At 73.5% G+C, this 26,155-nt stretch carries 21 protein-coding genes and 1 riboswitch; of the genes, 6 read left to right on the top strand and 15 right to left on the bottom strand.

From position 1 onward, the window contains the following. Positions 1 to 256: 256 nt before the first annotated feature. The 8 genes from FB455_RS29250 to FB455_RS29215 form a co-directional block, all read right to left on the bottom strand. On the bottom strand, positions 257 to 1,492 hold the full coding sequence (locus FB455_RS29250) for a glycoside hydrolase family 16 protein (RefSeq protein WP_013286517.1): 1,236 nt from the start codon (positions 1,490 to 1,492) through the stop codon (positions 257 to 259). Between the two features lie 114 nt (positions 1,493 to 1,606). Beyond that, a complete protein-coding gene (locus tag FB455_RS29245; protein ID WP_013476650.1) occupies positions 1,607 to 2,887 on the bottom strand; it encodes an MFS transporter in 1,281 nt (426 codons plus the stop codon). Further along, positions 2,884 to 3,459 (bottom strand): winged helix-turn-helix domain-containing protein, encoded by a 576-nt coding sequence (locus tag FB455_RS29240; RefSeq protein ID WP_145755427.1) that lies wholly within the window; start codon positions 3,457 to 3,459, stop codon positions 2,884 to 2,886. Before FB455_RS29240 ends, FB455_RS29245 begins: the two co-directional genes overlap by 4 nt. 47 nt (positions 3,460 to 3,506) lie before the next feature. After that, complete coding sequence (locus tag FB455_RS29235) at positions 3,507 to 4,055, bottom strand: DinB family protein (protein ID WP_145755426.1); 549 nt, start codon at positions 4,053 to 4,055, stop codon at positions 3,507 to 3,509. Between the two features lie 42 nt (positions 4,056 to 4,097). Beyond that, positions 4,098 to 4,589 (bottom strand): SsrA-binding protein SmpB, encoded by a 492-nt coding sequence (gene smpB, locus FB455_RS29230; RefSeq protein ID WP_013286513.1) that lies wholly within the window; start codon positions 4,587 to 4,589, stop codon positions 4,098 to 4,100. Then, positions 4,562 to 5,236: a lysoplasmalogenase gene (locus tag FB455_RS29225; RefSeq protein ID WP_047891950.1), complete on the bottom strand. Its 675-nt coding sequence runs from the start codon at positions 5,234 to 5,236 to the stop codon at positions 4,562 to 4,564. The genes smpB and FB455_RS29225 overlap by 28 nt, the downstream gene beginning before the upstream one ends. Next, positions 5,233 to 6,060, bottom strand: coding sequence for a sterol desaturase family protein (locus tag FB455_RS29220; protein ID WP_013476653.1), 828 nt, complete (start codon positions 6,058 to 6,060; stop codon positions 5,233 to 5,235). Before FB455_RS29220 ends, FB455_RS29225 begins: the two co-directional genes overlap by 4 nt. Beyond that, positions 6,057 to 6,785: a FadR/GntR family transcriptional regulator gene (locus FB455_RS29215; RefSeq protein WP_013476654.1), complete on the bottom strand. Its 729-nt coding sequence runs from the start codon at positions 6,783 to 6,785 to the stop codon at positions 6,057 to 6,059. The genes FB455_RS29220 and FB455_RS29215 overlap by 4 nt, the downstream gene beginning before the upstream one ends. 137 nt (positions 6,786 to 6,922) lie before the next feature. Between FB455_RS29215 and htpG the strand changes: the two genes are divergently transcribed. After that, positions 6,923 to 8,815, top strand: a complete 1,893-nt coding sequence (gene htpG, locus FB455_RS29210) for a molecular chaperone HtpG (protein ID WP_145755425.1) — start codon at positions 6,923 to 6,925, stop codon at positions 8,813 to 8,815. Positions 8,816 to 9,392: 577 nt separating this feature from the next. Here htpG and FB455_RS29205 read toward each other — a convergent pair. The 3 genes from FB455_RS29205 to FB455_RS29195 are packed head-to-tail and all read right to left on the bottom strand — an operon-like array spanning position 9,393 to position 12,208. Next, a complete protein-coding gene (locus tag FB455_RS29205) occupies positions 9,393 to 10,091 on the bottom strand; it encodes an SDR family oxidoreductase (protein ID WP_030273250.1) in 699 nt (232 codons plus the stop codon). A gap of 31 nt (positions 10,092 to 10,122) precedes the next feature. Beyond that, the gene (locus tag FB455_RS29200; protein ID WP_013286507.1) at positions 10,123 to 10,599 is read right to left on the bottom strand and encodes a winged helix-turn-helix transcriptional regulator; all 477 of its coding nucleotides are present in this window, start codon (positions 10,597 to 10,599) and stop codon (positions 10,123 to 10,125) included. A gap of 46 nt (positions 10,600 to 10,645) precedes the next feature. Continuing rightward, positions 10,646 to 12,208: an LLM class flavin-dependent oxidoreductase gene (locus FB455_RS29195; protein ID WP_145755424.1), complete on the bottom strand. Its 1,563-nt coding sequence runs from the start codon at positions 12,206 to 12,208 to the stop codon at positions 10,646 to 10,648. A 158-nt stretch (positions 12,209 to 12,366) separates the two neighbouring features. Continuing rightward, positions 12,367 to 12,525: riboswitch (cyclic di-AMP (ydaO/yuaA leader) on the top strand. Between FB455_RS29195 and FB455_RS29190 the strand changes: the two genes are divergently transcribed. Together FB455_RS29190 and FB455_RS29185 are read left to right on the top strand one after the other, a co-directional pair. After that, positions 12,524 to 13,183, top strand: a complete 660-nt coding sequence (locus tag FB455_RS29190; RefSeq protein ID WP_145755423.1) for a transglycosylase family protein — start codon at positions 12,524 to 12,526, stop codon at positions 13,181 to 13,183. (Overlaps the previous riboswitch by 2 nt.) A gap of 188 nt (positions 13,184 to 13,371) precedes the next feature. Further along, positions 13,372 to 13,821, top strand: coding sequence for a YbaB/EbfC family nucleoid-associated protein (locus FB455_RS29185; RefSeq protein ID WP_030273244.1), 450 nt, complete (start codon positions 13,372 to 13,374; stop codon positions 13,819 to 13,821). A 142-nt stretch (positions 13,822 to 13,963) separates the two neighbouring features. Here FB455_RS29185 and FB455_RS29180 read toward each other — a convergent pair whose 3' ends face one another. The 4 genes from FB455_RS29180 to FB455_RS29165 all read right to left on the bottom strand — a co-directional run bounded on the left by FB455_RS29180 (position 13,964) and on the right by FB455_RS29165 (position 20,909). Then, positions 13,964 to 16,027, bottom strand: coding sequence for a M4 family metallopeptidase (locus FB455_RS29180; protein WP_145755422.1), 2,064 nt, complete (start codon positions 16,025 to 16,027; stop codon positions 13,964 to 13,966). 411 nt (positions 16,028 to 16,438) lie between these two features. After that, on the bottom strand, positions 16,439 to 18,754 hold the full coding sequence (locus tag FB455_RS29175; protein WP_114920484.1) for a transglycosylase domain-containing protein: 2,316 nt from the start codon (positions 18,752 to 18,754) through the stop codon (positions 16,439 to 16,441). A gap of 146 nt (positions 18,755 to 18,900) precedes the next feature. Further along, positions 18,901 to 19,563 (bottom strand): hypothetical protein, encoded by a 663-nt coding sequence (locus FB455_RS29170; protein ID WP_145755421.1) that lies wholly within the window; start codon positions 19,561 to 19,563, stop codon positions 18,901 to 18,903. Between the two features lie 137 nt (positions 19,564 to 19,700). Next, positions 19,701 to 20,909: a hypothetical protein gene (locus FB455_RS29165; RefSeq protein WP_486481609.1), complete on the bottom strand. Its 1,209-nt coding sequence runs from the start codon at positions 20,907 to 20,909 to the stop codon at positions 19,701 to 19,703. Between the two features lie 153 nt (positions 20,910 to 21,062). Between FB455_RS29165 and FB455_RS29160 the strand changes: the two genes are divergently transcribed. From FB455_RS29160 to FB455_RS29150, 3 genes are read left to right on the top strand one after another with little or no spacing between them, the layout of a single operon-like run. Next, on the top strand, positions 21,063 to 22,004 hold the full coding sequence (locus FB455_RS29160; RefSeq protein ID WP_030273238.1) for a diacylglycerol/lipid kinase family protein: 942 nt from the start codon (positions 21,063 to 21,065) through the stop codon (positions 22,002 to 22,004). Between the two features lie 29 nt (positions 22,005 to 22,033). Next, complete coding sequence (locus FB455_RS29155; protein WP_030273236.1) at positions 22,034 to 22,804, top strand: hypothetical protein; 771 nt, start codon at positions 22,034 to 22,036, stop codon at positions 22,802 to 22,804. 46 nt (positions 22,805 to 22,850) lie between these two features. Beyond that, on the top strand, positions 22,851 to 25,646 hold the full coding sequence (locus tag FB455_RS29150) for an FAD-binding and (Fe-S)-binding domain-containing protein (RefSeq protein WP_145755420.1): 2,796 nt from the start codon (positions 22,851 to 22,853) through the stop codon (positions 25,644 to 25,646). Positions 25,647 to 26,155: the final 509 nt, after the last annotated feature.

Raw genomic sequence — 26,155 nt, 5'->3', positions numbered from 1 at the left:
GGATCAACGAAGAGCCACCCAAGTGATCACCAACGCCGAACCCTAACGGCAATCAGCCGAACCGATCACCACAGACATAGAAGCGTCTTGCAGTTTGTGCCCGGGCGAATGGGACATTCACGTCACCGCTCGGGCCGAAAGTGCAAGATCGCGGGGGAGAGGGGGAGGGAGGGCGGGGGCGGGGGGGCGGGGGCGGGGGCGGGGATGAGGGGCGCCGGGGCGGGCGGGGTGCCGCCCGCCCCGGGTCGGGGACCGGTCAGCGCCGCCACTTCTGGTTGGCGCCGCCGGTGCAGTCCCAGATCTGCAGCCGGGTGCCGTCGGCCGAGCTCGGACCCGTCGCGTCCAGGCACTTGTTCGCCTGGGGGTTCACGATGTCCCCGGCCGCGCTGAACACCCACTTCTGCGCGCCGGTGCCGTTGCAGTCGTAGAGCTGCACCTTGGCGCCGCTCGCGGTCGATCCGGCGGCCACGTCGAGGCACTTGCCGAGTGCGCGGACCGAGCCGTCGGCGTTCCAGGTCCAGCGCTGGGCGGCGGTGCCGTTGCACGTCCAGAGCTGCACCGGGGTGCCGTTGGCGGTGCTGGCGCTCGCCACGTCCACGCACTTGTTGCCGTACCCGACGATCTGGCCGCCGGTGCCCCCGCCGCCGTTGTCCCAGGCCTGGACGCGGACGTAGTCGACGGTCATGGTCTGCGGGAACGTGGTGCTGCCGTCCGGCGAGCCGGGCCAGTTGCCGCCGACCGCCACGTTCATGATCATGAAGAACGGGTGGTCGAAGACCCAGCGGTTGCCGCCGATGTCGGCGGGCGTCTTGCGGGAGTACGCGACGCCGTCGAGGTACCAGGTGATCGAGTCCGGCGCCCAGTCCACTGTGAACGTGTGGAAGGCGTCGGCGAGCGCCTGGCCGCCTGGCAGCGAGGTGGACGCGCCGACGCCGCCGCCGCCGGAGTAGCCGGGGCCGTGCAGCGTGCCCCAGACGGTCGAGGGGGCGTAGCCGACGTTCTCCATGATGTCGATCTCGCCGCTGCCGGGCCACGGGTTCGTGCCGATGTCGTTGCCGAGCATCCAGAACGCCGGCCACAGCCCTTGTCCACGCGGGACCTTGATGCGTGCCTCGAACCGCCCGTACGCCTGGGCGAACGTGCCGTTGGTGAGCAGCCGGGCCGAGGTGTACTGGCAGCTTCCGTACCAGCAGGAGTAGCCGCCCGGGTTCTCCTTGCGGGCGGTGATGACCAGGTTGCCGTTGCCGTCGAGCGCGGCGTTGCGGGTGCTGTTCGTGTAGTACTGGAGCTCGTTATTGCCCCAGCCGCCGCCACCGATGTCGTAGCGCCACTTGCTCGCGTCGGGGGCGGCCCCGGCCGGGCCGTTGAAGTCGTCGGACCAGGTGACCGCGCCGGGGGCGGCGGCCGCCGGGGTGCTGGGGACGGCGGTGAGGGCGGCGGTGAGGCCGACCGCTGTCACCGCCAGGGCGGCGAGGGTACGGATGGTGCGCACGGGGCGCCTCCTGCGGGGGTGGTGGCCGTTACCGTCACGGCGGCCGGCCCCGCCCAACGGTTAACAAACCATACAAATAGACTTCGATGAAGGTATGAATGAAGTCGGTCGATGTCAAGAGAGCGCTTCCCGCTGGCGCTCCGACGTCGGCTCGGGCTCCCGCTGCCGTACCACAGTGGATCGGCGCATGTCCCGCCACGGGCCGCCCAGCAGCGGCGTCAGCACCACCAGCAGGTAGCAGGCGCCCATCACGACGAGCGTGGACGTGGGGCCGAACCGGTCCGCGGCGAATCCCGCGCCGACCGCGCCGGCCGGCATGGCCGCCCACGCGCCGGCGCCGATCACGCCGTACACCCGGGCGCGCATGGCCGGCGGCACCCGCTCCAACTGGACCGCGCCCATCAGCGGGTTGAGCGCGCCGGCGGCCAGCCCGGCCATCGCCACCACGGCGGCCACCACCGGCAGCGGCGGCGCGGCGGCGAGCGCCCACAGTGGTGGGGCGCCGCACAGCACGTACGCGGTGACGAACGTGGCCCGGCGGGGCAGCCGGTGCCCGATCGCGCTGAACACCAGCGAGCCGACCAGCGCGCCGCCGCCCATGACGCCCACCAGCAGGCCGAACGCGGCCGGCCCGCCGAGTTCCCGTTCGGCGACCACCGGCAGCAGCACGTTGCTCTTCGCCGCGTCGAACAGGTTCGTCACCAGCACCAGCAGGACCATGGCGCGCAGCAGCGGCTCCCGGACCAGGAAGCGCAGCCCGGCGGCGAACTGCCGCCAGTAGCCGCCGGTCTCCGGCTCGCTCCCGTCGTCGGACGGCCGCAGGCCGCGCGGCACCAGCAGCGTCACCACGAGGGCCGACACGGCGAACGTCACCGCGTCGAGCGCCAGCACCGGCACCGCACCGAACACACCGACCAGCAGGCCGGCCACGGGTGCGCCGATCATCCGGGCGCCGCGCGAGGTCGCGTCCTCCCACCCGGCCGCCCGCTCGATCGGCACCCCTGCCGCCGCGGCGGCCTCCGGCAGCAACGCGGTGCGCGCGGTCTGCCCCGGCGTGTCGAGCAGGCCGCTGACGAAGACCAGGGCCAGCAGCGCCGGGAACGGCAGGCCGACTGTGGCGTGCAACAGGGGTACGGCGGCGATCGTCACGCCGGAGACCACGTCGGCGAGCACGCTGGAGCGCCGGTAGCCGATCCGGTCGACGAGCACGCCACCGAACGCGCCGCCGAGCACCACGGGCGCGGTGGCGAACGCCCCGGCCAGCCCGGTGGCGGCGGGTGAGCCGGTCTCGGCCAGGACGTAGAGCGGCAGCGCGATGAGCGTGAGCACGTTGCCGGTCAGCGAGACGGCGTGCCCGATCAGCAGTCCGGCCAGGGGCCGGCGGTCGCGGGTCACTGCGGCCCCCGGTACGCCTGCCAGATCAGCGTGACCATCTCGGCGCCGGGCCGGCCGGGTGCGCCGCGCTCCTGCCAGCGCCGGCCCAGCGCGGACAGCTCGTCGCGCAGCTCGACCAGTTCGTCAGGTGTCAGGCGCAGCACCATGTCGCTGCTGGTGGTGCCGCGGACCCACGCCGGGTCGAGGCTCGCCTCCGACTCCAGGTATTCCTGGTAGCGGTCCACATAGCGCTGCATGGCGGCCTGGCGCAGCATGTTGCCGGCGAGCCGGCGCTCCGGGTCGTCGAGGAGTTCGAGCGGATCCCAGTCGGTGGTGGCGTGCGCGGCTCGCCACCACCGTTCGCGCCGGTCCCGGGCCAGCTCGGGCGCCTCGGCCACGAAGCCGTGCTCGGCCAGCTTGCCGACGTGGTAGCTGACCGACCCGACCGCCTCGCCGGTCCGTTCGCTCAGCATGCCGACCGTCTGCGGGCCGCGCAGGCGCAGTTCGCCGAGCAGCCGCAGCCGGGTGGGGTGGGCCAGCGCCCGCATGGCTCGCGGGTCACTCACCCGCCGGTTGCCGGTTCCGTCAGTCATGCCGCCAGGTTAGACCGACAAGGAATGATGTACAAGAAGTCTTGTACTCATTGCACCGCTTCCGGCGTGTGGCGGTACAGGTCGCGCAGCAGGCACACCTCGGACAGGTGGTGGATCACCTCCCGGTTGATGTGCAGCACGAGCGTGGCCATCGGGACGTCGGCGAACGGCCCCTCAGCCGGGCCGCAGGGGCGGGCCAGGCCGTCCTCGCCGAGCGCCTCGACCCCTGCCGTCCAGGCGGCGTACTCCTCGTCGAGCTGGGCCAGCGCGCCGGCCGCGGTCGGGGAGTAGGGGAACGAGCCGTAGTCGGTGGGCGCGCGGCCGAAGTGCGACGCGTTGCGCATGGCCAGCACGCCCACGATGACGTGGGCCAGCCGCCAGGCGATGGTGGTGAACGGCGGCGGGTCCGGCTGCGGCATCGCGAAGTCGATCGCCGGAATGCCGTCGTCGCCGCGCGGGCGCACGCTCCAGCAGCCGGGGACCGGCTCCCAGAGGTATTCGGCGTCGGTGAGCCCGGCGAGGCGGTCGCGCAACTGGTAGGTCCAGTGCCAGGTGAGCTGCTCGCGGAGCAGCGGGTTCCAGGTCAGATCGGTCATGCGCCTCAGCGTGCCACCGCCCTGGGACAGAAAACGGCCCGCTCAGCCCCGCCGCGCCGCCGTCCGGCCCTTGAGCCGGCGGCCCATCTCCCGGGCGATCTCGCGTTTGGCGTCCCGCTCGGCCAGCGCCTGGCGCTTGTCGTACGACCGGCGGCCCCGGGCCAGGCCCAGCTCCACCTTGGCCCAGCCGTCGGCGAAGTACATCGACAGCGGCACCAGCGTGATGCCGCCGTCGCGCAGCTTCTCCAGGATCCGGGCGATCTCCACCCGGTGCAGCAGCAGCTTGCGGGTGCGCCGGGGCGCGTGGTTGGTCCAGGTGCCGAAGCCGTACTCGGCGATGTGCAGGCCGTACAGCATGATCTCGCCGTCGCGCTCCTGGGCGAACGCGTCGACCAGCGACACCCGCCCCTCGCGCAGCGACTTGACCTCGGTGCCGGCCAGCACGATGCCCGCCTCGTACGTCTTGAGGATGTCGTAGTCGTGCCGCGCCTTCTTGTTCGAGGCGATCAGCTTGCGCCCGTTCTCCCTGGCCACGCGAGCAGAGTACCCGCCGGGGGCGGCTGCGGGCCGGTCGCCGGGCGCGCCGCGGCCACCCAGCCGGTGGTGATGAGCAGCAGCGCGGCGCAGTAGGTGGTCATCACCAGCAGGCCCCGCCCGGGCAGGTCCACACCGGCCGCGCCCACGCCGATGAGCAGGTCGGAGACGAGGAAGAGCGCCCCGCCCGCGGCGACCCGCGCGGACACCCCGGTCGCGGCGGCGGCCATCAGGCACAGCGCCAGGCTGTAGCCGAGCACCGGCAGCCGCAGCGGCCCGAGCATGCCCCAGAGCAGTGCGTTCGCGCCGGCCCAGGCGAGCAGGTAACCGGCCCACGCCACGCCCCGGGCACGCCGGTACCGGACGAAGGCGGTGATGAACGCGATCTGGGTGACCAGGAAGAAGCCCATGCCGGCCAGGAACGCGGTGTCTCCCGGCGGGAGCAGGGCGACGTCGCCCGCGGTGGCGGCGACCAGGCCGACCGCCACCGCGTCGACGCGGCGCCGGTGCGCCCAGAGGTACGCCAGCAGCACCGGCGCGAGCAGCGGCTTGGCCAGCCACTGGAGCGCGGTCGAGTCGAGCGCGACCCCGACCAGTTCGACGGCCGCGACCAGCCCGAACAGGGGCAGCAGCCAGGAGCGCCTCATCGGGCCGGCTGCCAGCCGGGACGGCCGAACAGGTAACCGAGGCGGTGCCGCCAGGAGTCGGCCCGGCGTACGTCGGACCAGATCGCGGCGAACTCGTGGGTGGCCACCCGCAGCGGGTTGTAGGTGCCGATGTTCTTGGTGAGCCCGTAGCGCGCGGTGGCCCGCTCCGGCTCGAAGCTGCCGAACAGCCGGTCCCAGACGATCAGGATGCCGCCGTAGTTGCGGTCCAGGTACTCGGTGTTCGAGCCGTGGTGCACCCGGTGGTGCGACGGCGTGTTGAAGATCCACTCGATCGGCCGGGGCAGCACGTTGATCCGCTCGGTGTGCAGGAAGAACTGGTACAGCAGGCTGACCGACTGCTGGAGGAAGATCATCCACGGCGGGATGCCGAGCAGCGCCAGCGGCAGCCAGAACGGCAGCGAGGTCATCGGCGTCCAGCTCTGCCGCAACGCGGTGGAGAAGTTGTAGTAGACGCTGGAGTGGTGCACGACGTGGCTGGCCCAGAGCACGCGTACCTCGTGGTGCGAGCGGTGGAACCAGTAGTAGGCCAGGTCGTCGGCGAAGAACAGGATCACCCAGGTCCACCAGTCGCCGGGCGACAGGTGCACCGGCGCCACGGTCCACAGCGCCGCGAACAGGCCGACTGTGAGCAGCTTCCACGGGAAGCCGATGATCTGGCTGCCCAGCCCCATCGACAGGCTGGTGGTGGTGTCGCGCAGCTCGTAGCCGCGTTCGTCGTCGTCGGGCAGGAAGCGGTAGGAGACCGCCTCGATGACGATCAGGAGCAGGAACGCCGGGACGGCGTACAGCACGGCGGGGATCATGCGCGCGCTTTCCTTCCGGGTGTGGGGGTGGTGGGGGTGGTGACCGGCGCGGTCAGCAGCGCCCGGGCGTGCCGGGCCGCCGCCGCGCCCTGACCGGAGGCGACCGACGCGGCGAGACGGCGGTGCCCGGCCACGTCCAGCAGTTCGGCCGCGCGGGCGTCCGGGGGGACGTCGCCGACCGCGAACGTGCCGGCCACCAGGCTGTTGAACGCGAGCTGGTAGGCGGTGTTACCGCTGCCGCGCACGACCAGCCGCCAGATGGCGATGTTCGCCTCGTTCATCAGGTCCAGGTCGGGGGCCAGGTCGCCGTACTCCTCGGCGGCCCGGACCAGGGCGGCGACGACCGCCGCGTCCGCGCGCTCGGCGCAGAGCCGGGCCGCGTCGATCCCGACGCAGGCCCGCATCTCCAGCATGTCGCGCACCAGCGTCTCGACCGGGAGTACGTCAGTGGAGCGGGCCAGGGACAGCGCCAGGTCCAGCCCGGCGTGGACCCGCCAGTCCAGCACCCGGGTCGCGCCGCCCTGGCTGACCCGGACCAGGCCGAGCTGTTGCAGGCGGCGCAGCGCCTCCCGGACCGCGTGCCGGTTGACCGCGAACGCGCCGGCCAGCTCCCGCTCGCCGGGCAGCGTCTCGCCCGGCGCGTACCGGCCGGACACGATCGCGTCGCGCAGCCGCCCGAAGACGTGGTCGGAGACCGAGACACGAGGCGCGGGATCGAAGGTCATGCGCAGAAGTGTGGCCCCGAACACATCAACCCGTCAACTGGTTGTACCAGTGGATTTCCGGGGCGGCCGGTGCGTGCCGCAGCCGTCACCCCTCGTATCCTTTCCGCCGTAGGCCCGCCAGAGGAGAGGGAGTCGGTGTGAGCAACCGCGTCGAGACGTTGGAGTTCCAGGCCGAGGCTCGTCAGCTGTTGCAGCTGATGGTGCACTCGATCTACTCGAACAAGGACGTCTTCCTGCGCGAACTGATCTCGAACGCGTCCGACGCGCTGGACAAGCTGCGGCTGGAGTCGCTCGTCGACAAGGAACTGTCGGCGGACACCTCCGACCTGCACATCGAGATCGAGGTCGACAAGGACGCCCGTACGCTCACCGTGCGGGACAACGGCATCGGCATGAACCGCGACGAGGTGGTCGGCCTGATCGGCACGATCGCGAAGTCCGGAACCGCCGAGCTGCTGCGCAAGCTGCGCGAGTCCGCCGACGCCGCCGCGTCCCAGGAGCTGATCGGCCAGTTCGGCGTCGGCTTCTACGCCACGTTCATGGTCGCCGACAGGGTGACGCTGCTGACCCGCCGCGCCGGGCAGTCCGGCGGCACCCGCTGGGAGTCCGCGGGCGAGGGCACCTACTCGATCGAGGAGGTCGAGGACGCGCCCCAGGGCACCTCGGTCACGCTGCACCTCAAGCCGGTCGACACCGAGGACAACCTGCACGACTACACCGCCGAGTGGACGATCCGCGAGATCGTCAAGCGCTACTCCGACTTCATCTCGTGGCCGATCCGGATGACTGTCGACAAGCCCGGCGAGGACGGCGCCACCACCCGCGAGGAGCAGACGCTCAACTCGATGAAGGCGCTCTGGGCGCGCTCGCGGGACGAGGTCGACGAGGCCGAGTACAAGGAGTTCTACCGGCACGTCGCGCACGACTGGGCCGACCCGCTCGAGACGATCCACATGCGCGGCGAGGGCACCTTCGAGTACGAGGCGCTGCTGTTCCTGCCGTCGCACGCCCCGCTCGATCTGTTCTCCCCGCAGGGCCGCCGGGGTGTGCAGCTCTACGTCAAGCGCGTGTTCATCATGGACGACTGCGACGCGCTGATGCCCAACTACCTGCGCTTCGTCAAGGGCGTCGTGGACGCGCACGACCTGTCGCTGAACATCTCCCGGGAGATCCTCCAGCAGGACCGGCAGATCCGCGCGGTGCGCCGGCGGCTGGTCAAGAAGGTGCTCGCCACGCTCAAGGACATGTCCGCCGAGTCGTACCGCACGTTCTGGACCGAGTTCGGCGCGGTGGTCAAGGAGGGTCTGCTGGAGGACCCGGACAACACCGAGACGCTGCTGGAACTGGTTCGCACCGCCAGCACCCACGACCCGGCCGAGCCGACCACGCTGCGCGACTACGTGGAGCGGATGAAGGACGGCCAGACCGAGATCTACTACGCCACCGGCGAGAACCGGGCCACCATCGAGAACTCGCCGCACCTGGAGGCGTTCCGCGCCAAGGGCTACGAGGTGCTGATCCTCACCGACCCGGTGGACGAGGTGTGGGTCGAGCGCGTCGGCGCGTACGACGGGAAGACGCTGCGCTCGGTCGCCAAGGGGCAGGTGGACCTGGAGACCGAGGAGGAGAAGGAGAAGGCCGAGGCGGAGCGCCAGGAGTACGCCGACCTGCTCACGTTCCTCGGCGGCGCGCTCGCCGACAGCGTCAAGGAGGTGCGCCTGTCCACCCGGCTGACCACCTCACCGGCCTGCGTGGTGGGCGACGCGCACGACATGACGCCGACGCTGGAGAAGATGTACCGGGCGATGGGCCAGGAGGTGCCCCGGGTCAAGCGGATCCTGGAGCTGAACCCGGCCCACCCGCTGGTCACCGGGCTGCGCAAGGCGCACGGGGAGGGCGGCGACACGGCCGCGCTGACCGAGACCGCCGAGCTGCTGTACGGCATGGCGCTGCTGGCCGAGGGCGGCGAGCTGGCCGACCCGGCCCGGTTCACCCGGATCCTCGCCGACCGCCTGGCCCGCGGCCTGTAGCCCCACCCCGACCCGGTTCGCCCGACCCGCCCCGGCGGGCCGGCGTGATCGACTCCATGCCGCCGAGGTGGCGGTATCGGCATGCCACCGATACCGCCACCTCGCCGAGCCGGTGTCGACCCCGCTCGGAAGTCGATGGTCGGGCGGGTGTCGGGTCAGTTGCGTGGATCCACTCCAGCTCGCCGAAGTGGTGGTATCGGACGGGCTCTGACCCCGCCATTTCGCCGAACTGGTGTTGATCACGGTGGGTCTCCCAGACTTGGGACGAGCGATCCCATCTGGAGGGATGCTCGGGACGCTAGGGGCTTCCGCCCGCGTCGGCAGGGCTGCCCGGGTGCACAGGTGTGGGTCGGTGTGGATGGGGCGGAGCGCCGCGCGGCGGGCACCGGCTGAATGTCAGGCTCTTGTCGACGGCTGTTGATCGACTGTGCCCGGGCGGTAGTCGTGGGAGCTTGGGTGTCCCAGAGTGGGGGAGGCTGGTCCCAGATGGAGGGACCTCAGGCGGTTGTCGTGGCAGCCGATTGATCGACACCCGGCTCGCCGATGTGACGCCGCCGCCTCGGCGAGGCGGGTCGGCTCAGGGGAGCGCGGGGTAGAGCGCGGCCACACCGCCGGACAGTCCGGCCTGGACCCGGCGCGCCACGTCGTCGGCGAGGATCTCGTAGCTGTCGGACTCGATGCCGTCGGCCGCGAGCCGGGCGACGTCGGCCGGGTGGGCCTTCGGGCCGGGTACGGCGGCGGCCATCTCGGTGTCCATGTAGCCCACGTGCAGGCCCGCGACGCGGACGCCCCGGCCGGCCAGCTCCAGGCGCAGGGCGTTCGTCATCGACCACTCGGCGGCCTTCGCCGCGCCGTACGCGCCGACGCCGGGGAACGTGAACCAGGACAGCGCCGACAGCACGTTCAGGATCGTGCCGCCGCCGTTGGCCACGATCTGCGGCGCGAACGCCCGTACCACCGACAGCGTGCCGAGGTAGTGCGTCTCCATCTCCAGCCGGATCTGCGCGAGGTCGCCGTCGAGCAGGTCGGTGCCGGTGCTCACGCCGGCGCTGTTGACCAGCAGCGTCACGTCCCCGGCCCGCTGCGCGGCGGCGGCCACCGACTCGGGGTCGGTGATGTCGAGGCGTACCGGGGTGACTCCGGGCAGGTCCACGGTGTCCGGGTTGCGGGCGCCGGCCCAGACGGTGGCGCCGCGTGCGACGAGTTCGGCGGCCAGGTGCCGGCCGAAGCCGCGGTTGGCGCCGGTGACCAGGGCGGTGCTTCCAGCGATCTTCATGTCTCGCTCCGAGGTGTGGAGAAGGGAGGGGTCAGGCGGACAGCAGGCCCGGACCGGGCAGGACGGCCAGCTCGCCGGGGGGTACGTCGTGCCCCGCGCCGCAGCGCAGCCGGGCGTGCACCGCGGCGCCGCACTCCTCGTGGGCCACCCGCACCGCCGGGCCCGCCTCGTCGGCGGCGTACGTGTCGCCCCACTGCCGCAGCGCGACGAGCACCGGGATCAGGTCGCTTCCCTTCGCAGTGAGCACGTACTCGTCGCGGGTGCGCTGCCCGGGCTCCCGGTAGGGACGCCGGTCGAGCAGCCCGTCGGCGACGAGCTGCTTGAGGCGTGCGGCGGCCACCGGCTCGCTGACGCCGACCCGCCGGGCGAAGTCGTCGAAGCGGCGGGTGCCGAACGACGCCTCCCGCAGCAGGAGCAGCGTGGTGCGGTTGCCGACCACCTCCAGCGCCCGGGCGATCGAGCAGTTGGCGGTGGACCAGGAGTCACGCTGCGCAAGGAGGTCCGTCATGGCGTCGACGGTACCCCCTGACTTAAGAAAGCAGAAGTCAGCTACCTCACAGCTGGCCGGGGAAGAACCCGTGCCGGGCCAGCGGCTCGACGATCTGGTGCTCCTCGTACGACAGGTGCGACAGCAGCGTGTCGGTGAGCAGGTCCACCGCCTCCTGGAGCTGCGTGAAGTCGCCGGGCCGCCGGACCAGCTCCACGAGCGCCCGGTCGACGCTCTCCACCACCCCGTGGATCACCACGTGCTCCTCCTCGAGGCGGTCCAGCACCGCGGCCAGCCCGGCCTCTGAGCGGCGCAGGTGCGGGAAGACCGAGGCGTCCTCCAGCCCGTGGTGCTGGGTGACCATCGTGCAGTAGGCCGCGCAGTACGCCCCGAGCGTCCAGTTGTTCTGCCGCATGGTCATCTCGTTGAGCGCGGCCCGCGCCCGGCCCGGCGAGACCGAGCCCTGCTTGACCTGTTCCAGCAGGTCGCGCACCTGGGCCAGCTCCTGGCGCAGATGGTCGTGCACGTCCACCAGGTGCTGCCCGGCGGCCTGTCCCCGGGCCGGGTAGACGTGTCCGGCCGGCGGCGGCGGGGCGCTCGGGCGGGTGGACTCGTCCCACGGGCGGCGCGCGCTCAGGCGTACCCCCGGGTCGGGGGTGGGGGTGACGCCGAGCGTGCTCGGGCCGCCGGCGGTGGTCGGCTCGTCGGCGGCCTCCCGGGCGCCGCCGGCGGGCGTGGCGCGCTCGGCGGCGACCAGTTCCCGGACCGCGGGGGCCACCTCCTGGCCGAAGATCTGGATCGCGCGCGGCTCGTCGCTGCTGAGGATGAACGTGGTGATGCCGTGCTCCAGGGTGAGCCCGGCCAGTTCCTCCACCCACTGCTCCGGCGGCCCGGTCAGGAAACCGGCCGACGAGCGGGCGAACGTGCCGGTCACGTTGAGCATGCGGCGGATCGCGGCCGGGTCGCGCCCGGCGGCCCGGGCGCCCTCGTCCACGAGCGCGTTCAGGGCGGGCAGCTCGTCGGGGCCCTTGGGCAGGTACGACAGGGACGGCAGCCAGCCGTCCGCGGCGCGGCCCACCAGGCGCAGCATGCGCGGCTTGTAGGCGCCGACCCAGATGCCGACCGGATGCGCGGGCGCCGGGCCGCGCTTGGCGCCGACCACCCGGTAGTGCTCGCCGTCGACACGGATCATGCCGCGGCTGCCGGTGTCCCAGACCTCGCGGATCACCCGGATCGCCTCGTCGAGGGCGTCGACGGCGGCGCCGGGGGACAGGCGCCGCCCGCCCGCCGCCTCGATCGCGTCCCAGAACGCGCCCGCGCCGAGTCCCAGCTCGACCCGGCCGCCGGTGAGCAGATCCAGGCTGGCGACGCTGCGGGCCAGTACCACCGGCTGGCGCAACGGCAGGTTGAGGACGTTTCCGGCCAGGCGGATGCGTTCGGTCGCCGCGGCCACGTAGGACATCAGCGTCCAGGTGTCCAGGAAGCCCGGCTGGTAGGGATGGTCCTGGAACGTGACCAGGTCCAGCCCGACCTGCTCGCACAGCCGGGCCAGCGCCACGACCTGGTCGGGCTGCCCGGCGGCGGGGGTGATGAAGCCGCCGAAGGTCAGCTCGTGTCCGTGATCGGTCATCCGTCAAGCCCTCCCGTGATCTTGCCTGGCCCTGCCACCGTAGCGCCGCCGCCGGTAGCCCGGCCGGGTGAAGAGCGTCACAAGAAGTGGACGATTGTCACAAATCGCTCCTAGCGTCGGTTTCGTTCGCAGACGCGGACACCGCGGGCCGGAAACGCCAAATCCCGCCGCCGTCCCCGGTAACCGGACCTCGCGCGGGAGCGGGGGAACCACACGTTCCACGGTGCATCGTCACCTCGGGGTGAAGCCGCCACCGGCGGCCGGGCTCCTCGGCCCGAACCCGACAGCTCACCTCGTCGGCGTGGAGGAATCCACATGGCAACTGAATACTCTGCCCGAAGCCGCCGTACCGCCCTCGGAGCGGTCCTGGCCGGCGCCGCCGTCGGCGCCGCGACCCTGTTCGGCCCGGCCGCTCCGGCCAGCGCGGGCGTCAACTGGGACGCGGTCGCGCGCTGCGAGTCGGGCGGCAACTGGAAGATCAACACCGGTAACGGCTACTACGGCGGGCTCCAGTTCTCCCGCGCCACCTGGAACGGCTACGGCGGCAAGAAGTACGCCGCGCGCGCAGACCTGGCCAGCCGGTCCGAGCAGATCGCCGTCGCGGAGAAGGTGCGGCGCGGCCAGGGCATCGGCGCGTGGCCGGTCTGCGGCAAGAAGGGCGGCTCGGCGAGCGCGGCGACCCGGTCCGAGCGGGCCACCACAAAGGCGGCCCCGAAGCGGGCCGCCACGCGCAAGGCCGCGCCGGAGCGGGCGGCCACCCGCAGGGCCGCGCCCGAGCGCGCCACGACGACGGTGGCGCCGCAGCCGTCGTCCGGCGCCGGGACGTACCTGGTCCGGCGTGGGGACACGCTGTCGGAGATCGCCGTGACGCAGCGCGTCGACGGCGGCTGGCGCGCCCTGCACGAGCGCAACCGCGCAGTGGTCGGCGACGACCCCGGCCTGATCTTCCCCGGTCAGCGGCTGCGGCTGCGCTGACAGCGGTCCGAGAACGCCCGGCCGGGTCGCCCCGGCCGGGCGTTCGCCCCGTCCGCGACACGCCGCGTCGACGGTGTCCGGCCTGCTCCCGGCGTCCGGGAGACGGTCCGCGACGGCGGTGACCGCGATTCGTCGGAGCCGGTTGCTAGTGTCACGATGCTCGGCTAAGACGTGAAGAAAGCGCGGATATGACCAACGACCCGTTCTCGGCGGCCGCGAGCATCGACGAGCTGCTGACCCGCACGCAGCAGGCGCTCACCGCGATGCGCTCCCGGGCCTCGGCGCACGCCGACGGCGAGCCCGGCGACCTGCTGCGCGCCGAGGGCACGGCCGCCGGCGGCCGGGTCCGCGCGGTCGCCGTCCAGGGTGGCCGGCTGGATTCCGTGACGATCGACCCGGAGCTGGCCGGCGAGCCCCTCGACGTCCTCTGCGGACACTTCGTCACCGCCGCCAACGCCGCGCTGTCCGAGCTGGACGCCCGGGTCAGCGCGTCGGCGCGGGCCGACGCCGACGCGCTCGCCGCCCGGCTCGGCAGCATGGGCGACCAGGCCGAGCTGTTCGGCCGCGCGATGCACGAGGCGGCCGCGCGGATCCACCGCGACCGCGGCACCGCGTCCCAGGGCGCGCGCCGGGCCTGACACGGCGAAATGGCCGGCCCGACACGGCGGGACGCCGGGCCTGACACGGCGGGACGCCGGGCCTGACACGGCGGGACGCCGGGCCTGACACGGCGAGGCGGCCGGCCGCCGGGAGGACGACGACCGGCCGCGCACGCCACGGTCAGCTCAGGGTGACCGCGGTGTCGTCGACGACGAAGGACGTCTGCAACGAGCTGTCCTCCACGCCGCTGAACGAGATGGTCGCCGTGGTGCCTGCGAGCGACGAGATGTCGAAGGACCGCTGCACGTAGCCGGTGGCCTTGTTCAGGTTGGAGTAGGTGGCCAGCGTGGTGCTGCCCGCCTTGACGGTGAGCTTGTCGTACGCGGTGCTGGTGGTCGACTCCGCGCTGTCGATGTGCAGCCAGAAGCTCAACGTCGCCCGGCAGCCGGCCGGGATCGTCACCGACTGGCTGAGCGTGTCGGTGTGCGACGAGCCGTACCCGTCCAGCCACGCCTTGTACGAGCCGCCGTGCGCGGCCTGGCCGCTGGCGGTGGTGATGACGCCGGACGAGGCGCTCCAGCTCACGTTGCCGGACTCGAAGCCCGGGTTGGCGAGCTTGTTGCCGGAGCAGCCGCCCGACGGCGGGGTGGTCGTGGTGCTCGGGGTGGGCGTCGGGGTGCCGCCGGCGCAGGTCGGGTCACCGGACTGGGCCGGCACGCTCACCGCGTCCCAGGCCGCCTTGACCGTGTTGAACTCCGCGCAGCTGCCCGGGTAGAGGTTCTTCGCCGCCTGCAGCGTCCAGGTGCGGTACTTCAGGTACGACGAGGACGAGGTCTTCAGCAGCATGCCGTTGTACATGATCTTCATGGCCTTCTGGATGCCCAGGCCGGTCACGCTGCTGCCGTTGCAGGTCGAGCTGGACGGCTGCCCGTTGGTCGGGCTGCTGCCGTTGGCGAGCAGGTAGAACCAGTGGTTGCCCGGGCCGGCCGCGGCGTGCACCTCGGTCGACGGGATGCTGCTGGAGTAGCAGTTCGGGTCGCCGAGCGCCGACGGGTTGTACATGTTGCGGATCGGGCCGGAGCCGACCAGGTTGATCTTCTCGCCGACCAGGAAGTCGGGCGCGTCGTAGCTGGACGGCTCGTTGGCGAACCACTCGGTGGCCGCGCCGAACGTATCGGCCACGAACTCCTGGGTGCCGCCGCCGGAGATGCCGCCCGGGGTGTTGTCGTCGATGCCGTGGCCGATCTCGTGCGCCACCACGTCCAGCGAGCCGATCCACTGGCCGGCGGTGTTCTTGCCGATCTGCACCTGGCTGCCGTCGTAGTAGGCGTTCTGGTCGTTGAGGCCCACCCGGATCGGCCAGTAGCCGCCGTTGCCGTTGGCGCCGTTGCGGCCCAGCCACTGGGCGAGCATCTTGTGCTCGGTCTGCGCGGAGAACAACGCGTCCACGCAGCCGGTCTCCTTGTTGGTGGCGGTGCCGTTGCCCCACACGTCGTCGGAGCCGCTGAACGTGGTGTTGTTGGCCGCGTCCTGGCAGCTCAGGTTGGTGACGGTCGGGTCCTTCATGGTGTACGTGGAGCCCGACTGGGTGGTGTTGAGCGTGAGCGGGCTGGGCCCGTTCCAGGCGCCGGTGCCGGTGCCGCGGACGACGTGCTCCTGCTTGCGCAGGACCGCGCCGGTGCGGGCGTCGACGTCGACGGTGAGCCGGCTCGGCCCGTCCGCGCCGGTGCCGCGAACAGTGGTCTCCCAGGCCAGCGCCGGTGCGGCGCCGAGCGTGTAGACCACGAGCGTGGTGCCCTCGACCGCGTTCACGGTCTTGAGCTGGGCGCGCGCCGTCTTCGCGGCGGCGGCCGGAGTCAGCGCGGGCGTGGTGGCGAGGGCGCCGATGGGCCGCTGCTGGGCGACCGAGGCGTACTTCAGGTTGCCGGCCGAGTCCGTGGCGAGCACGAAGTCGCCGCCGACCACCGGGAGGCCCTTGTAGGTGCGCTCGTAGGGCACGTACTGGGTGCCCTCGGAGGAGATGACCGGCTTCTGGACGAACGCGTCGTCGGAGCCGGCCTGCAGGTAGGCGGGGCGGCTAGCGACCAGGGCGCGGGCCGAGTCGGCGGCGGTCGCGCGGGCCTGCGCCGGGTCGGGGGCGGCGGGTCCGGGTGGCGCGGCCTGCACGGCGGCGGCGGTGCCTGCGGCGAGCAGGCCGGCCGCGGCCGCGCCGGTGAGCGCGGCGAGGCGAGGTGAGAGTTTCACGGGGGTTTGCTCCTGTTCTACAGGCGCGCCGCACGGAGCCCGGTGGGGACGGGCGGCGCGGTGGTGCGAGGCAGGGTGACGGCCGGTCACCGGAGCTGCCGGCGTGGCTCCGGGTCGACAGATCGACCGTCGCGATTCGCCGGGGGTCGGCGGCTCGCTGGTGCACAATCACACGCCGCCCGAGCCCGGAGCAATGGGTGACCTGGGCAACGGCTGACAGTCGGGCGCGCCGCCGCGCGCGCCGATCCAGGCAACCATGATCTTCAATAGGCCCTGATCAGGGCGAACATCGCCGACGGTGGATGGATGCCGGTGCAAATTGCGGACGTTGCCGCTGTGTGCGAATGGCGCGCATAGACGCGAGGCCGCCGTCAGCGCGGCCGGGCGGCGGCGGACCGCCGCCCGGCCGGGTCAGCGTGGGCCGCGGGTCCGCGTCGGCGACACGGTGGGCAGCGGCGGCAGCGACGGCGTCAGCGTCGGCCGCGAGGTCGGCCGCCCGGTCGGGTCCGGGCTCGGGCTCGACGAGGACGGGCTCGGGCTCGGCGACTCCGACGGCGTCGGCGCGGCGGTGGTCGCCGGCGGAGGCGCCGACCGGGTCGGCTCCGGGGTCTCGCCGGGGAACTTCGGCTGACCGAAGCGGTACTTGTCCGGGTCGAGCTTCATGGCCGCGGTGGCCCGGGTCATGAACTGCCGCCAGATCGGCGCGGCGCCGGTCGAGCCGTACACCTCGTAGCTGCCGCCCCTGGTCCGCAGCGGCTTGCCGTCGGTGGTTCCCAGCCAGACGGCCGAGGCGAGCGCGCCGGTCCAGCCGACCATCCAGGTGTGCACGTTCTGCGTGGTGCTCTGCCCGGCCTGCCAGGTGCCGGTCTTCCCGGCGGAGTCCCAGCCGTTGCCCAGCTCGGCGGCCCGCACGCGGCGCAGCGTCCAGTCGAGCTGGTCGATCGCCTCCCGGTCCAGGCCCAGGTCCGTCGTACGGAGCTGCTCGGTCCACACCTCCTCGTCGTCCTTGGTCACCGACCGGACGAAGTGCGCGTCGGCACGCTTGCCGCCGGCCGCGAACGTCGCCATCCCGTTCGCGTGGTCCTGCACGGTTATGCCGTACTGCCCGATCCCGACCTCGGTGGAGAACCGCTTCGCCACCTCGTCGGCCGGGTCGCTGCGCAGGTCGACGCGCTGCGGCCGGGGATTGCCCCGCACCGTCTCCCACATCGACTCCACGCCGGCCTGCCGCGCGGTCTCGATCACCTTGGCGGTGCCCAGCTTCTCGGTCAGCTCGAAGTAGGTCACGTTCAGCGACGCGACAGTGGCCTCCCAGAGCGCGCAGTCCGGCTGGCAGGGCGCGCGCTCCGCGTTGCGGATCGGCCCGGCCGCGCTGCCCTTCGTCCGCCCCGAGGCGGGGAACTCCTTGGTGTCCGGCGAGTCGAACCGCTGCTTCACCGAGATCCCGTCGCGTACGGCGGCGGCCAGGTCGTACACCTTGAACGACGACCCCGGCGGATGCTGGCCGAAGCCGCGGGTCTCGCCGTTCTCGTCGTAGTACCAGCCGGCGTAGTCCGCGCCCGAGCCCTTGTCGCCGCCGTAGTAGCCGAGCACCCGGCCGGTGCCCGGCTCCACCGCCACCAGCGCGGCCTGCCAGTTGCGCGGCTGGCCGCGTACCGCCTGCGGCGCGGTGTCGCGGCGGATGTCCGCCGCCGCCTCGGCCGCGTCCTGCACGCGCTTGTCGATCGTGGTGACGATCCGGTAGCCGCCGTCGCGGATCACCTCGTCCGGCTTGCCGCGGAACGGCTCGGTCTCGCGCAGCTCGGCGAGCACATGGTTGACCACCAGGCCGGTCGGCCGGTCCAGGTCGGAGCGGCCCGCGTCCTTGTCGATCGGCCGGACCGTGTCCGGGTACGCGAGATCCGCCGCCTGCTGCGGCGTCAGGTAGCCGAGCTTGACCATGCCGTCGCGGATGTAGTTCCACCTGTCGATCGAGTTCTGCCGGGCCAGCGCGTTGCGGCGCGGATCGTAGCCGGGCGAGCCCTCCGGGTCGGCCGGGTCCGCCTCCGGCTGCTTCACCATCGCGCAGAGCACCATCGCCTCGGCCGGCGTGAGCTGCCGCGCGGCGGGCGCGTCCCGGCGCACCGTCTTGCCGAAGTACGTCTGCGCGGCCGCCTCGATGCCGTACGCGCCCCGGCCGAACGGCACGGTGTTCAGGTAGAAACCGAGGATCTCCTCCTTGGAGTATGCGTCGTCGAGCTTCCACGCGATCACCGCCTCGCGCAGCTTGCGGGAGTAGGTGACCCCGCGCAGGTCGGCGGCGATGCGCGCGTACTGCTGGGTGAGGGTGGACGCGCCCTGCCGCTGCCCGCCGCTCACGTTGGCCCAGGCCGCCCGCATCACACCCTTGAAGTCGATGCCCTGGTTCGTCCAGAACGTACGGTCCTCGGCCGCCACGATCGCCTGCTTCGCCGAGTCGTTCATCTGGTCGTACGGCACGATGGTGCGGTTCTGCGCGCCCAGCTTCGCCATCGGCGTGCGCCCGTCTGCGTAGTAGACGGTGGTGGACTCGGGCAGCTTCAGGTCGCTGGGCGTCGGCACGCTGTCGAAGTAGTAGCCGCCGGCGACCAGCCCGCAGCCGGCCAGCAGCGTGCAGACCGCGAGGACGACCAGCAGACGCCGCCGCTTGCGCCTGGGGCGCACCTGGGTCGCGCCGCCCGGTTCCGGGGTGGATCCGCTGTTCCGCACGCGTTACCTCCGGCTGCTCGGCTGAGTCGTGCCCGGCTCGCAGGCTAACCGAGCTGCGCCGACGGCACCGGCCGAAGAACCCGGACGGTGTGGCGCCGGTCCGGGCCGGGGCGGCGGTCGTCCGCCCCGGCCCGGGGCTCAGCCGGTCAGCGTGCCGCCCAGCCGACGGCCCGGTCGTCGCGTTCCCGGCGGGCGGCCCGGCGGGTCCGCCACCTGTCGTTGCCGCCCGCGTGGAACGGCGCCGACCGCCACAGCGACCGCACCGGCGTGCCGTCCGGGGCGGCGAACGTCTCCCGTTCGGCGTAGCCGAGCCGCCGCAGCAGCTCCTCCTCCTGCTCACCGGCGCACGGGTGCGCGTACGTGGGCAGGCTCAACGTGTCCATCCGGCGCTGCGCCGCGGACAGCGCCTGCGTCGCGCCGCCCCGGGGCGCGGCCAGCAGCGCCAGATGGTTGTGCGGCTCGGCAGGACGGCGTGCCGCCAGTTCCTCACCGAGGCGGCGGAACCGGTCCTCGTCCGTCCCGGCGGCGCCGGCGAGCCGGTCGGCGTACCGGTGGGGGACGGGGATCGGGCGGTAGCGGTGGAACCACACGGTGGCGGCGCTGCCGTCTGGCAGCAGGAACGCGTCGCCGAACAGCAACGCGTGTTCGGTCCAGATCCGCGCCACGGCGGCGAGGACCGGCAGGCGGCGGGACTTGTCGGGGACGAGCCAGGCGGCCAGCGCGGTGGGCGCGAGGGCCTCGGCGACGAGATCGGCGATCCGGCCGATGTCGCACCATCGGGCGCGGACGACGGGCAGGGCTGTGCTCATGAACGAACTCCTGTTTTCCAGGCGTGGTCGGGTCGGTTACGGGCGCCGGACGACTGTCGACGGCGCCGCCGCGGCATGCGGCAGTCGGGCGGGACACGCCCGTGCTCCGGATCGGAGGTGGTGCCTGTGGAGTCCGCTCAGGCAGGTCTGGTGCCGGGGCGCGACGTGCGCGACGGCGGCAGCGGGTCGGCCGACGGTCGCGCGTACCCGTGGGTCAGCGTCGGCAGTCGCCAGCGGTTCGCGTCCGCGTCGGCGGCCTCGCTGTGCACCGCGCCGCCGCCGTGGGTGACGCCGTCGAGCGGCAGCGGCAGGGCGGGTGTGGTCGTGACGTGCGCGGCCGGACCGACGGTCGCCGGTGCCCGGCTGCGTACGGGCTCGACCCACCGCGTGCCGACGACGGTGAGGCTGCGCGCCGCCGGGGCGGCGAGGACCGGCCCGCCGAGGCGGGGCGGCGTGTCGTGCGCACGCTCGGGAGCCGGTGCCGGCGTCGCGGCCGGGTCGGCCGGGACGATCGGGGCGCCGGGAGCGGCCGGGCCGGGCACGGGCTCGCCGGGCGCCGGGGGCGAGCCGGGGTCCGGCGCGGCCGGCGGGTCGATCAGATCGGTCACCGGGCTGAGCGGATCGAGCACCGGATCCAGCGGGTCGAGTACCGGTTCCAGGCCCCGCCAGACCGGGCCGAGGATCGGGCGCAACGGCTCCACGACCGGGGCCAGCACGTCCGCCACCGGGTCGAGCACGCCTGCCCTCACCGGGTCGGTGACCGGGCGCAGGCCCTCCGCGACCGGCGCGAGCACGTGGTCGCTTACCGGGTCGGTGACCGGGCGCAGGCCGTCGGTGACGGGCGTGAGCACGTGGTCGCGGACCGGCGTCACCACCGCGTCGACCACCCGGCCGGTGACCGGCGCCGCGGGGGCCGGCTGGGCATTCGGCCGGCCCGTGCCGGGCAACGGCGTTCCGGACGCGGGCGTGCCGGGCTTCGGCGCGGTCGCGTCAGGTGCGGGCACCGGCGCGGCGGAGTCGGACGCAGGCGCGGGTGCGGCGGGGCCGGGTGCGGCGGGGTCGGGAGCAGGCGCGGGCGCGGCGGGCGTCGCCGGCTGCGCCGCGGCGTCACCGGATCCGGTGGAGGGCGCGGCGCCCGTTCCGGACGTGGGCAGGCCGAGCACCGTTCCGAGCGTGTGGGTGAGCACCCCGACGGTGGCGGTGAGCGGGCCGGACGGCTCGCGGTCGGCGGCGTGGGCGGCCGAGCCGGATGCGACCTCGTGGGCGCCCCAGACGACCGCCACGGCACCGAGCAGCAGGCCGAGGCGCAGCGTGCAGCGCGCCATCCACCCGGTCCGTTCCGACATCCCGCACCCTTCGGATCCACGCCCGGCGGCACCGATCGACGCCCCGCACTGTACCCAACGTGGCGGCCCGGGCACAGTACGCCGTCGATCCGTGTCGGGCGCGTCGCGCCGGGCGCAGGCGTGGGATCCGCGGCGTCCGGGTACCAGCCGGCCATGGACACGCGCACGGCCGAACGCCCGGACACCGACCCCGCCCCCGCCGCGCCCCCGGCCGGTGTGGTCGCTGTCGTCGCCCACCGGAAGAAGACGTTCGGGGGTGGGCTCGACGAGCTGCGCTCGCGGCTCGTCGCCGCCGGGGTCGGGCGGCTGCTCTGGTACGAGGTGCCGAAGAGCCGCAAGGCGCCCAAGCGGGTGCGCGCGGCCCTGGACGAGGGTGCCGAGCTGGTGCTGGTGTGGGGCGGCGACGGCATGGTGCAGCGGTGCGCCGACGCGCTCGCGGGCAGCGGCGTGCCGATGGGCATCCTGCCCGCCGGCACGGCCAACCTGTTCGCGGTGAACCTGGGCATCCCGGTCGACCTGCCGGAGGCGGTGCGCATCGCGCTGCACGGCCGCCGGCGCGAGCTGGACCTGGGCCGGATCAACGGCGAGCACTTCGCGGTGATGGCCGGCGCCGGGTTCGACGGCGACCTGATCCGTGACGCCGACCGGCAGCTCAAGGGCCGGTTCGGCCGGATCGCGTACGTCTGGACCGGGCTGCGGCACGTGCGCGGCGAGTGCGTACGGACCCGGATCCGGGTCGACGGCGCCGACTGGTTCGACGACGAGGCGAGCTGCGTGCTGTTCGGCAACGTCGGCACCATCACCGGTGGCATCCCGGCCTTCGACGACGCCCGCCCGGACGACGGGGCGCTGGAGGTCGGCGTGTCCACCGCCAGCGGCGCGGTGGACTGGGCGCGCACACTGGGCCGGATGGCCGCCGGGCGTTCCGAGGAGTCGCCGTTCGTGCGGATCACCCGGGGTCGCAAGATCAAGGTCCGGTTCGACGCGCCGAAGACGTACGAGCTGGACGGCGGCGCCCGGGGCAAGGCGAAACGGCTCAAGGTGAAGGTGGTGCCGGGCGCGCTGACCGTGTGCTGTCCCGACCCGGCGGACTGACCGCGCCCGGGCCGGGGCAGGATGCCGGAATGCGCGACGACATCCGCGACTACCTGGCCGAAGTGGTCCGCCGCTCCCGGGACGTGCTCGGTGAGGACCTGGTCGGCGCGTACGCCGCCGGGTCGGTCGGGCTGGGCGCGTACCAGCCGGGCCGCAGCGACGTGGACGTGGCGCTGGTGGCCGCCGGGCCGATGCCGGAGCCGGACAAGCGCCTGCTCGTGAACCGGCTGCGGCACGAGTCGCTGCCATGCCCGGCGCGCGGCCTGGAACTGGTCGTCTACCGCCGCGACGTGGCCGCCTCCGGCACCCCGGAGCCGGGCTTCGAGGTCGAGCTGAACACCGGCGCCACCATGCCGTTCCGCGCCACCTACGACCCGGCCGACCGGCCCGCCGCCGACGGGCGGTTCTGGTACGCGCTGGACCGCAGCATCCTGCGCCAGTCCGGCCGGACGCTACTCGGCCCGCCCGCCGCCGACGTGTTCGCCGACCCGTCCCTGGAGGCGCTGCGGGCGCTGCTTGCGGACGCGCTGCGCTGGTGGCTGGCGCTGCCCACGCCACCCGGCGACGAACCGGCCCCCGGCGCGGAGGACGCGGTGCTCGGCGCCTGCCGGGCGCTGGTGCGCATCCGCGACGGCGTCTGGCTGGGCAAGGTCGACGCCGGGCTGCGGGTGGCCGCCGACGACCCGGACGCCGCGCTGATCCGCGCCTCGATCGCGGCCCGCCGGGGCGGCACGCCGCCGTCCGGCCCGGCTGCCCGCGCGTTCCAGCGGCGGGTGCTGGACCGGATCACCGCGCGGTGACCCCCGCCGTGCGTGACTACTGTGAGCCGGGGGAGGTGCGGTGATCATGACGGAGCTGAGCGCGTCCACGCGGGCCGGGCTGGAGTCGGTGGTGCCCGGCGGCGTGACGACCCGGGCCGCGGACCGGCTGCGGATGGCCCACGACGCCTCGCACTACCTGCTGCACCCCGGCGCGGTGATCACGCCGGCCGACGCCGGTCAGGTGGCCGCGCTGCTCGCGTACGGGCGCCGCACCGGCACCGCGCTGACGTTCCGCTCCGGCGGCACCAGCCTCAGCGGCCAGGCGGTCACCGACCGGCTGCTCGTCGACGTGCGGCGGCACTTCCGCGACCTGACGGTGCTCGACGACGGGCGGCGGGTACGGGTGCAGCCCGGGGTGGTGCTGCGGCAGGTGAACGCGCGCCTCGCGCCGTACGGCCGCAAACTCGGCCCCGACCCGGCCAGCGAGTCCGCCTGCACGGTCGGCGGCGTGGTCGCCAACAACTCCAGCGGCATGACCTGCGGAACCGAGTTCAACACGTACCGGACGCTGGAGTCGCTGGTCCTCGCCCTGCCCGGCGGCACCGTGCTGGACACCGGCGCCCCGGACGCCGACGCCCGGCTGCGCGCCGCCGAACCGGACCTGCACGCCGGGCTGCTGCGGCTGCGCGACCGGGTACGCGGCAATCCCGACTCGGTGCGCCGCATCCGCGCCCAGTACGCCATGAAGAACACCATGGGGTACGGCGTGAACGCGTTCCTCGACCACGACGACCCGGCCGACCTGCTCACCCGGCTCGTGGTGGGCAGTGAGGGCACGCTCGCGTTCGTCGCCTCGGCGACGTTCCGCACCGTACCCGTGCACCGGCACGCCGCGACCGGCCTGCTGGTCTTCGACACCCTGGGCGCGGCGATGGCCGCCATGCCGGCGCTGGTGGCCGCCGGGCCGGCGGCGATCGAGTTGCTCGACGCCGCCGCCCTGCGGGTCGCCCAGCGCGACCCGAAGGCGGACGCCACGCTGCGCGGCCTGGCCGTGCGCGGGCACGCCGCGCTGCTCGCCGAGTGGCAGGAGTCCGACCTGGCGGCGCTCGCCGACCGGGTCGCAGACGCCGGACCGGTGCTGTCCGGCCTGCCGCTGAGCGCCCCGGCCCGGCTCAGCGGAGAGCCGGCCGCCCGCGCCGCGCTGTGGCACATCCGCAAGGGCCTGTACGCGGCCGTGGCGGGCGCCCGCCCGTTCGGCACCACGGCGCTGCTGGAGGACATCGCCGTCCCGGTCGAGGCGCTCGCCGGTACCTGCGCGTCGCTGGCCGACCTGTTCGAGCGGCACCGGTACGCCGACAGCGTGATCTTCGGCCACGCCAAGGACGGCAACCTGCACTTCATGCTCAACGAGCGGTTCGACGGCGGCGAGGCCCCGGCGCGCTACGCCGACTTCACCGAGGAGATGGTCGACCTGGTGCTCGGCCACGGCGGCACGCTCAAGGCAGAGCACGGCACCGGCCGGGTGATGGCCCCCTACGTGCGCCGCCAGTTCGGCGACGAGCTGTACGAGGTGATGCGCGAGCTGAAGATGCTCTGCGACCCGGACGGCGTGCTGAACCCGGGCGTGCTGCTCAGCGACGATCCGGAGATCCACATGCGGCACCTCAAGACCGTGCCGGCGGTGGAGGAGGAGGTGGACCGCTGCGTCGAGTGCGGCTACTGCGAGCCGGTCTGCCCCAGCCGTGATCTCACCACCACGCCCCGGCAGCGCATCGTGCTACGCCGGGAGATCGCCGCCGCGCAGGCCGCCGGAGACACCGCGCTGGCCCGGGAGCTGACCGACGACTACGACTACGACGCGGTGCAGACCTGCGCGGTCGACGGCATGTGCGCCACCGCCTGCCCGGTGCTGATCAACACCGGTGACCTGGTCAAGCGGCTGCGCGCGCAGGAGCACGGCCGGACGGCGGGGACCGCCTGGCGCGGCGCGGCCCGCCGCTGGGGCGCCACCACCCGGGGCATGGCCCGGGGACTCGACCTGGCCGGGGCGCTGCCGCCCGCGCTGCCCGAGGCCGCCACCCGGGCCGCCCGCGCGGTGCTCGGCGCGGACCGGGTGCCGCGGTGGCAGCGGGACCTGCCGCGCGGCGGCGTCCCGCGCCGCCCCCACCCGGCCGACGACCCCGACGCGGTGTTCGTCCCGTCCTGCCTGGGCACGCTGTTCGCCCCGGCGCAGGGTGGCACCGGCGTGGCCGCCGCGCTGCTCACGCTCGCCGAGCGGGCCGGCGTACGCCTGCTCGTGCCGGACGGCATCGGTGACCTGTGCTGCGGCACCCCCTGGTCGTCGAAGGGCCTCACCGACGGCTACCGGTCGGTCCGCGACCGCGTGCCCCCGGTGCTGCGCGCCGCGAGCCGCGACGGCGCGCTGCCGGTGGTCAGCGACGCCGCGTCCTGCACCGAGGGCTTCGAACGGCTGCTCGACGGCGCCGGGGACGTGCGGGTCGTGGACGCGGTCGCGTACACCGCCGGCACGCTGCTGCCCCGGCTGACGGTGCGCCGCCGGATCGGTTCGCTCGCGCTGCACCCGACCTGCTCGTCGGTCCGGCTCGGCCTGGACGACGCGCTGCTCACAGTGGCCCGCGCGGTCGCCGACGAGGTGGTGGTCCCGGACGGCTGGCAGTGCTGCGGCTTCGCCGGTGACCGGGGACTGCTGCATCCGGAGCTGACCGCGTCGGCCACCCGGGCCGAGGCCGCCGCCGTCGCGACGCGCCCCTTCGACGGGTACGCCTCGGTGAACCGGACCTGCGAAATCGGGCTTGCGCGGGCCACCGGGCAGCCGTACCGGCACCTGCTGGAGCTGCTGGCCGAGGTGACCGCGCCGTAGCGGTCCGGTCCCTCAAGATCGACACCAGTTCGGGGGAGTGGCGGGGTCGGGCCGGGTCTGAAGGCGCCACTTCCCGATGGTGGTGTTGATCTTGGTTGCCTTGGCCTGGGCTTTGGCCGGGTGGCTCGCTTCTCATGCAGGGGATGCCGCCGCTTCGGCGAGGTGGTGTCGGCCTTTGGTGGCGTGGGGTGCCGGGCGTGGGCAGGTCATACGTGATCGACACCAGTTCGGGGGAGTGGTGGGGTCCGGGTGGGTTGGATGTGACCACCTCCCCGTGCTGGCGTTGACCTTGGATCGGCGGGTGCACGTGGGGTGCGTGCTTGACGCCAACTCCGGGAGGTGGCTGGTTCTGTCCAGAGGTGCGCCTCCACTTGGGCGAGGCGGTCGCCGGTTGAGGGAGGCATCGGTGATGAGCGGGCCGGGGTGCGGTGAGCTGGGCGGGCGTACGGGGATCTCGATTGCAGGCGGGGCGATGGCGGCAGGGCTTACGGTGCGAGAGGGGAGTCCAC

Source organism: Micromonospora sp. CNZ296, from assembly GCF_007827635.1.
The sequence above is the reverse complement of the archived record's forward strand: the minus strand, read 5'-3'. Positions and strand labels throughout refer to the sequence as shown.

What these genes read in the sequence shown, in the direction of transcription:
- FB455_RS29165 (WP_486481609.1), bottom strand. Translation starts at nt 20,909, where the DNA reads ATGTCGGAACGGACCGGGTGGATGGCGCGCTGCACGCTGCGCCTCGGC.
- FB455_RS29185 (WP_030273244.1), top strand. Translation starts at nt 13,372, where the DNA reads ATGACCAACGACCCGTTCTCGGCGGCCGCGAGCATCGACGAGCTGCTG.
- FB455_RS29220 (WP_013476653.1), bottom strand. Translation starts at nt 6,060, where the DNA reads ATGATCCCCGCCGTGCTGTACGCCGTCCCGGCGTTCCTGCTCCTGATC.
- FB455_RS29240 (WP_145755427.1), bottom strand. Translation starts at nt 3,459, where the DNA reads ATGACTGACGGAACCGGCAACCGGCGGGTGAGTGACCCGCGAGCCATG.
- FB455_RS29200 (WP_013286507.1), bottom strand. Translation starts at nt 10,599, where the DNA reads ATGACGGACCTCCTTGCGCAGCGTGACTCCTGGTCCACCGCCAACTGC.
- FB455_RS29190 (WP_145755423.1), top strand. Translation starts at nt 12,524, where the DNA reads ATGGCAACTGAATACTCTGCCCGAAGCCGCCGTACCGCCCTCGGAGCG.
- FB455_RS29235 (WP_145755426.1), bottom strand. Translation starts at nt 4,055, where the DNA reads ATGACCGATCTGACCTGGAACCCGCTGCTCCGCGAGCAGCTCACCTGG.
- FB455_RS29150 (WP_145755420.1), top strand. Translation starts at nt 22,851, where the DNA reads ATGACGGAGCTGAGCGCGTCCACGCGGGCCGGGCTGGAGTCGGTGGTG.
- FB455_RS29205 (WP_030273250.1), bottom strand. Translation starts at nt 10,091, where the DNA reads ATGAAGATCGCTGGAAGCACCGCCCTGGTCACCGGCGCCAACCGCGGC.
- FB455_RS29195 (WP_145755424.1), bottom strand. Translation starts at nt 12,208, where the DNA reads ATGACCGATCACGGACACGAGCTGACCTTCGGCGGCTTCATCACCCCC.
- FB455_RS29170 (WP_145755421.1), bottom strand. Translation starts at nt 19,563, where the DNA reads ATGAGCACAGCCCTGCCCGTCGTCCGCGCCCGATGGTGCGACATCGGC.
- FB455_RS29155 (WP_030273236.1), top strand. Translation starts at nt 22,034, where the DNA reads ATGCGCGACGACATCCGCGACTACCTGGCCGAAGTGGTCCGCCGCTCC.
- FB455_RS29160 (WP_030273238.1), top strand. Translation starts at nt 21,063, where the DNA reads ATGGACACGCGCACGGCCGAACGCCCGGACACCGACCCCGCCCCCGCC.
- FB455_RS29215 (WP_013476654.1), bottom strand. Translation starts at nt 6,785, where the DNA reads ATGACCTTCGATCCCGCGCCTCGTGTCTCGGTCTCCGACCACGTCTTC.
- FB455_RS29225 (WP_047891950.1), bottom strand. Translation starts at nt 5,236, where the DNA reads ATGAGGCGCTCCTGGCTGCTGCCCCTGTTCGGGCTGGTCGCGGCCGTC.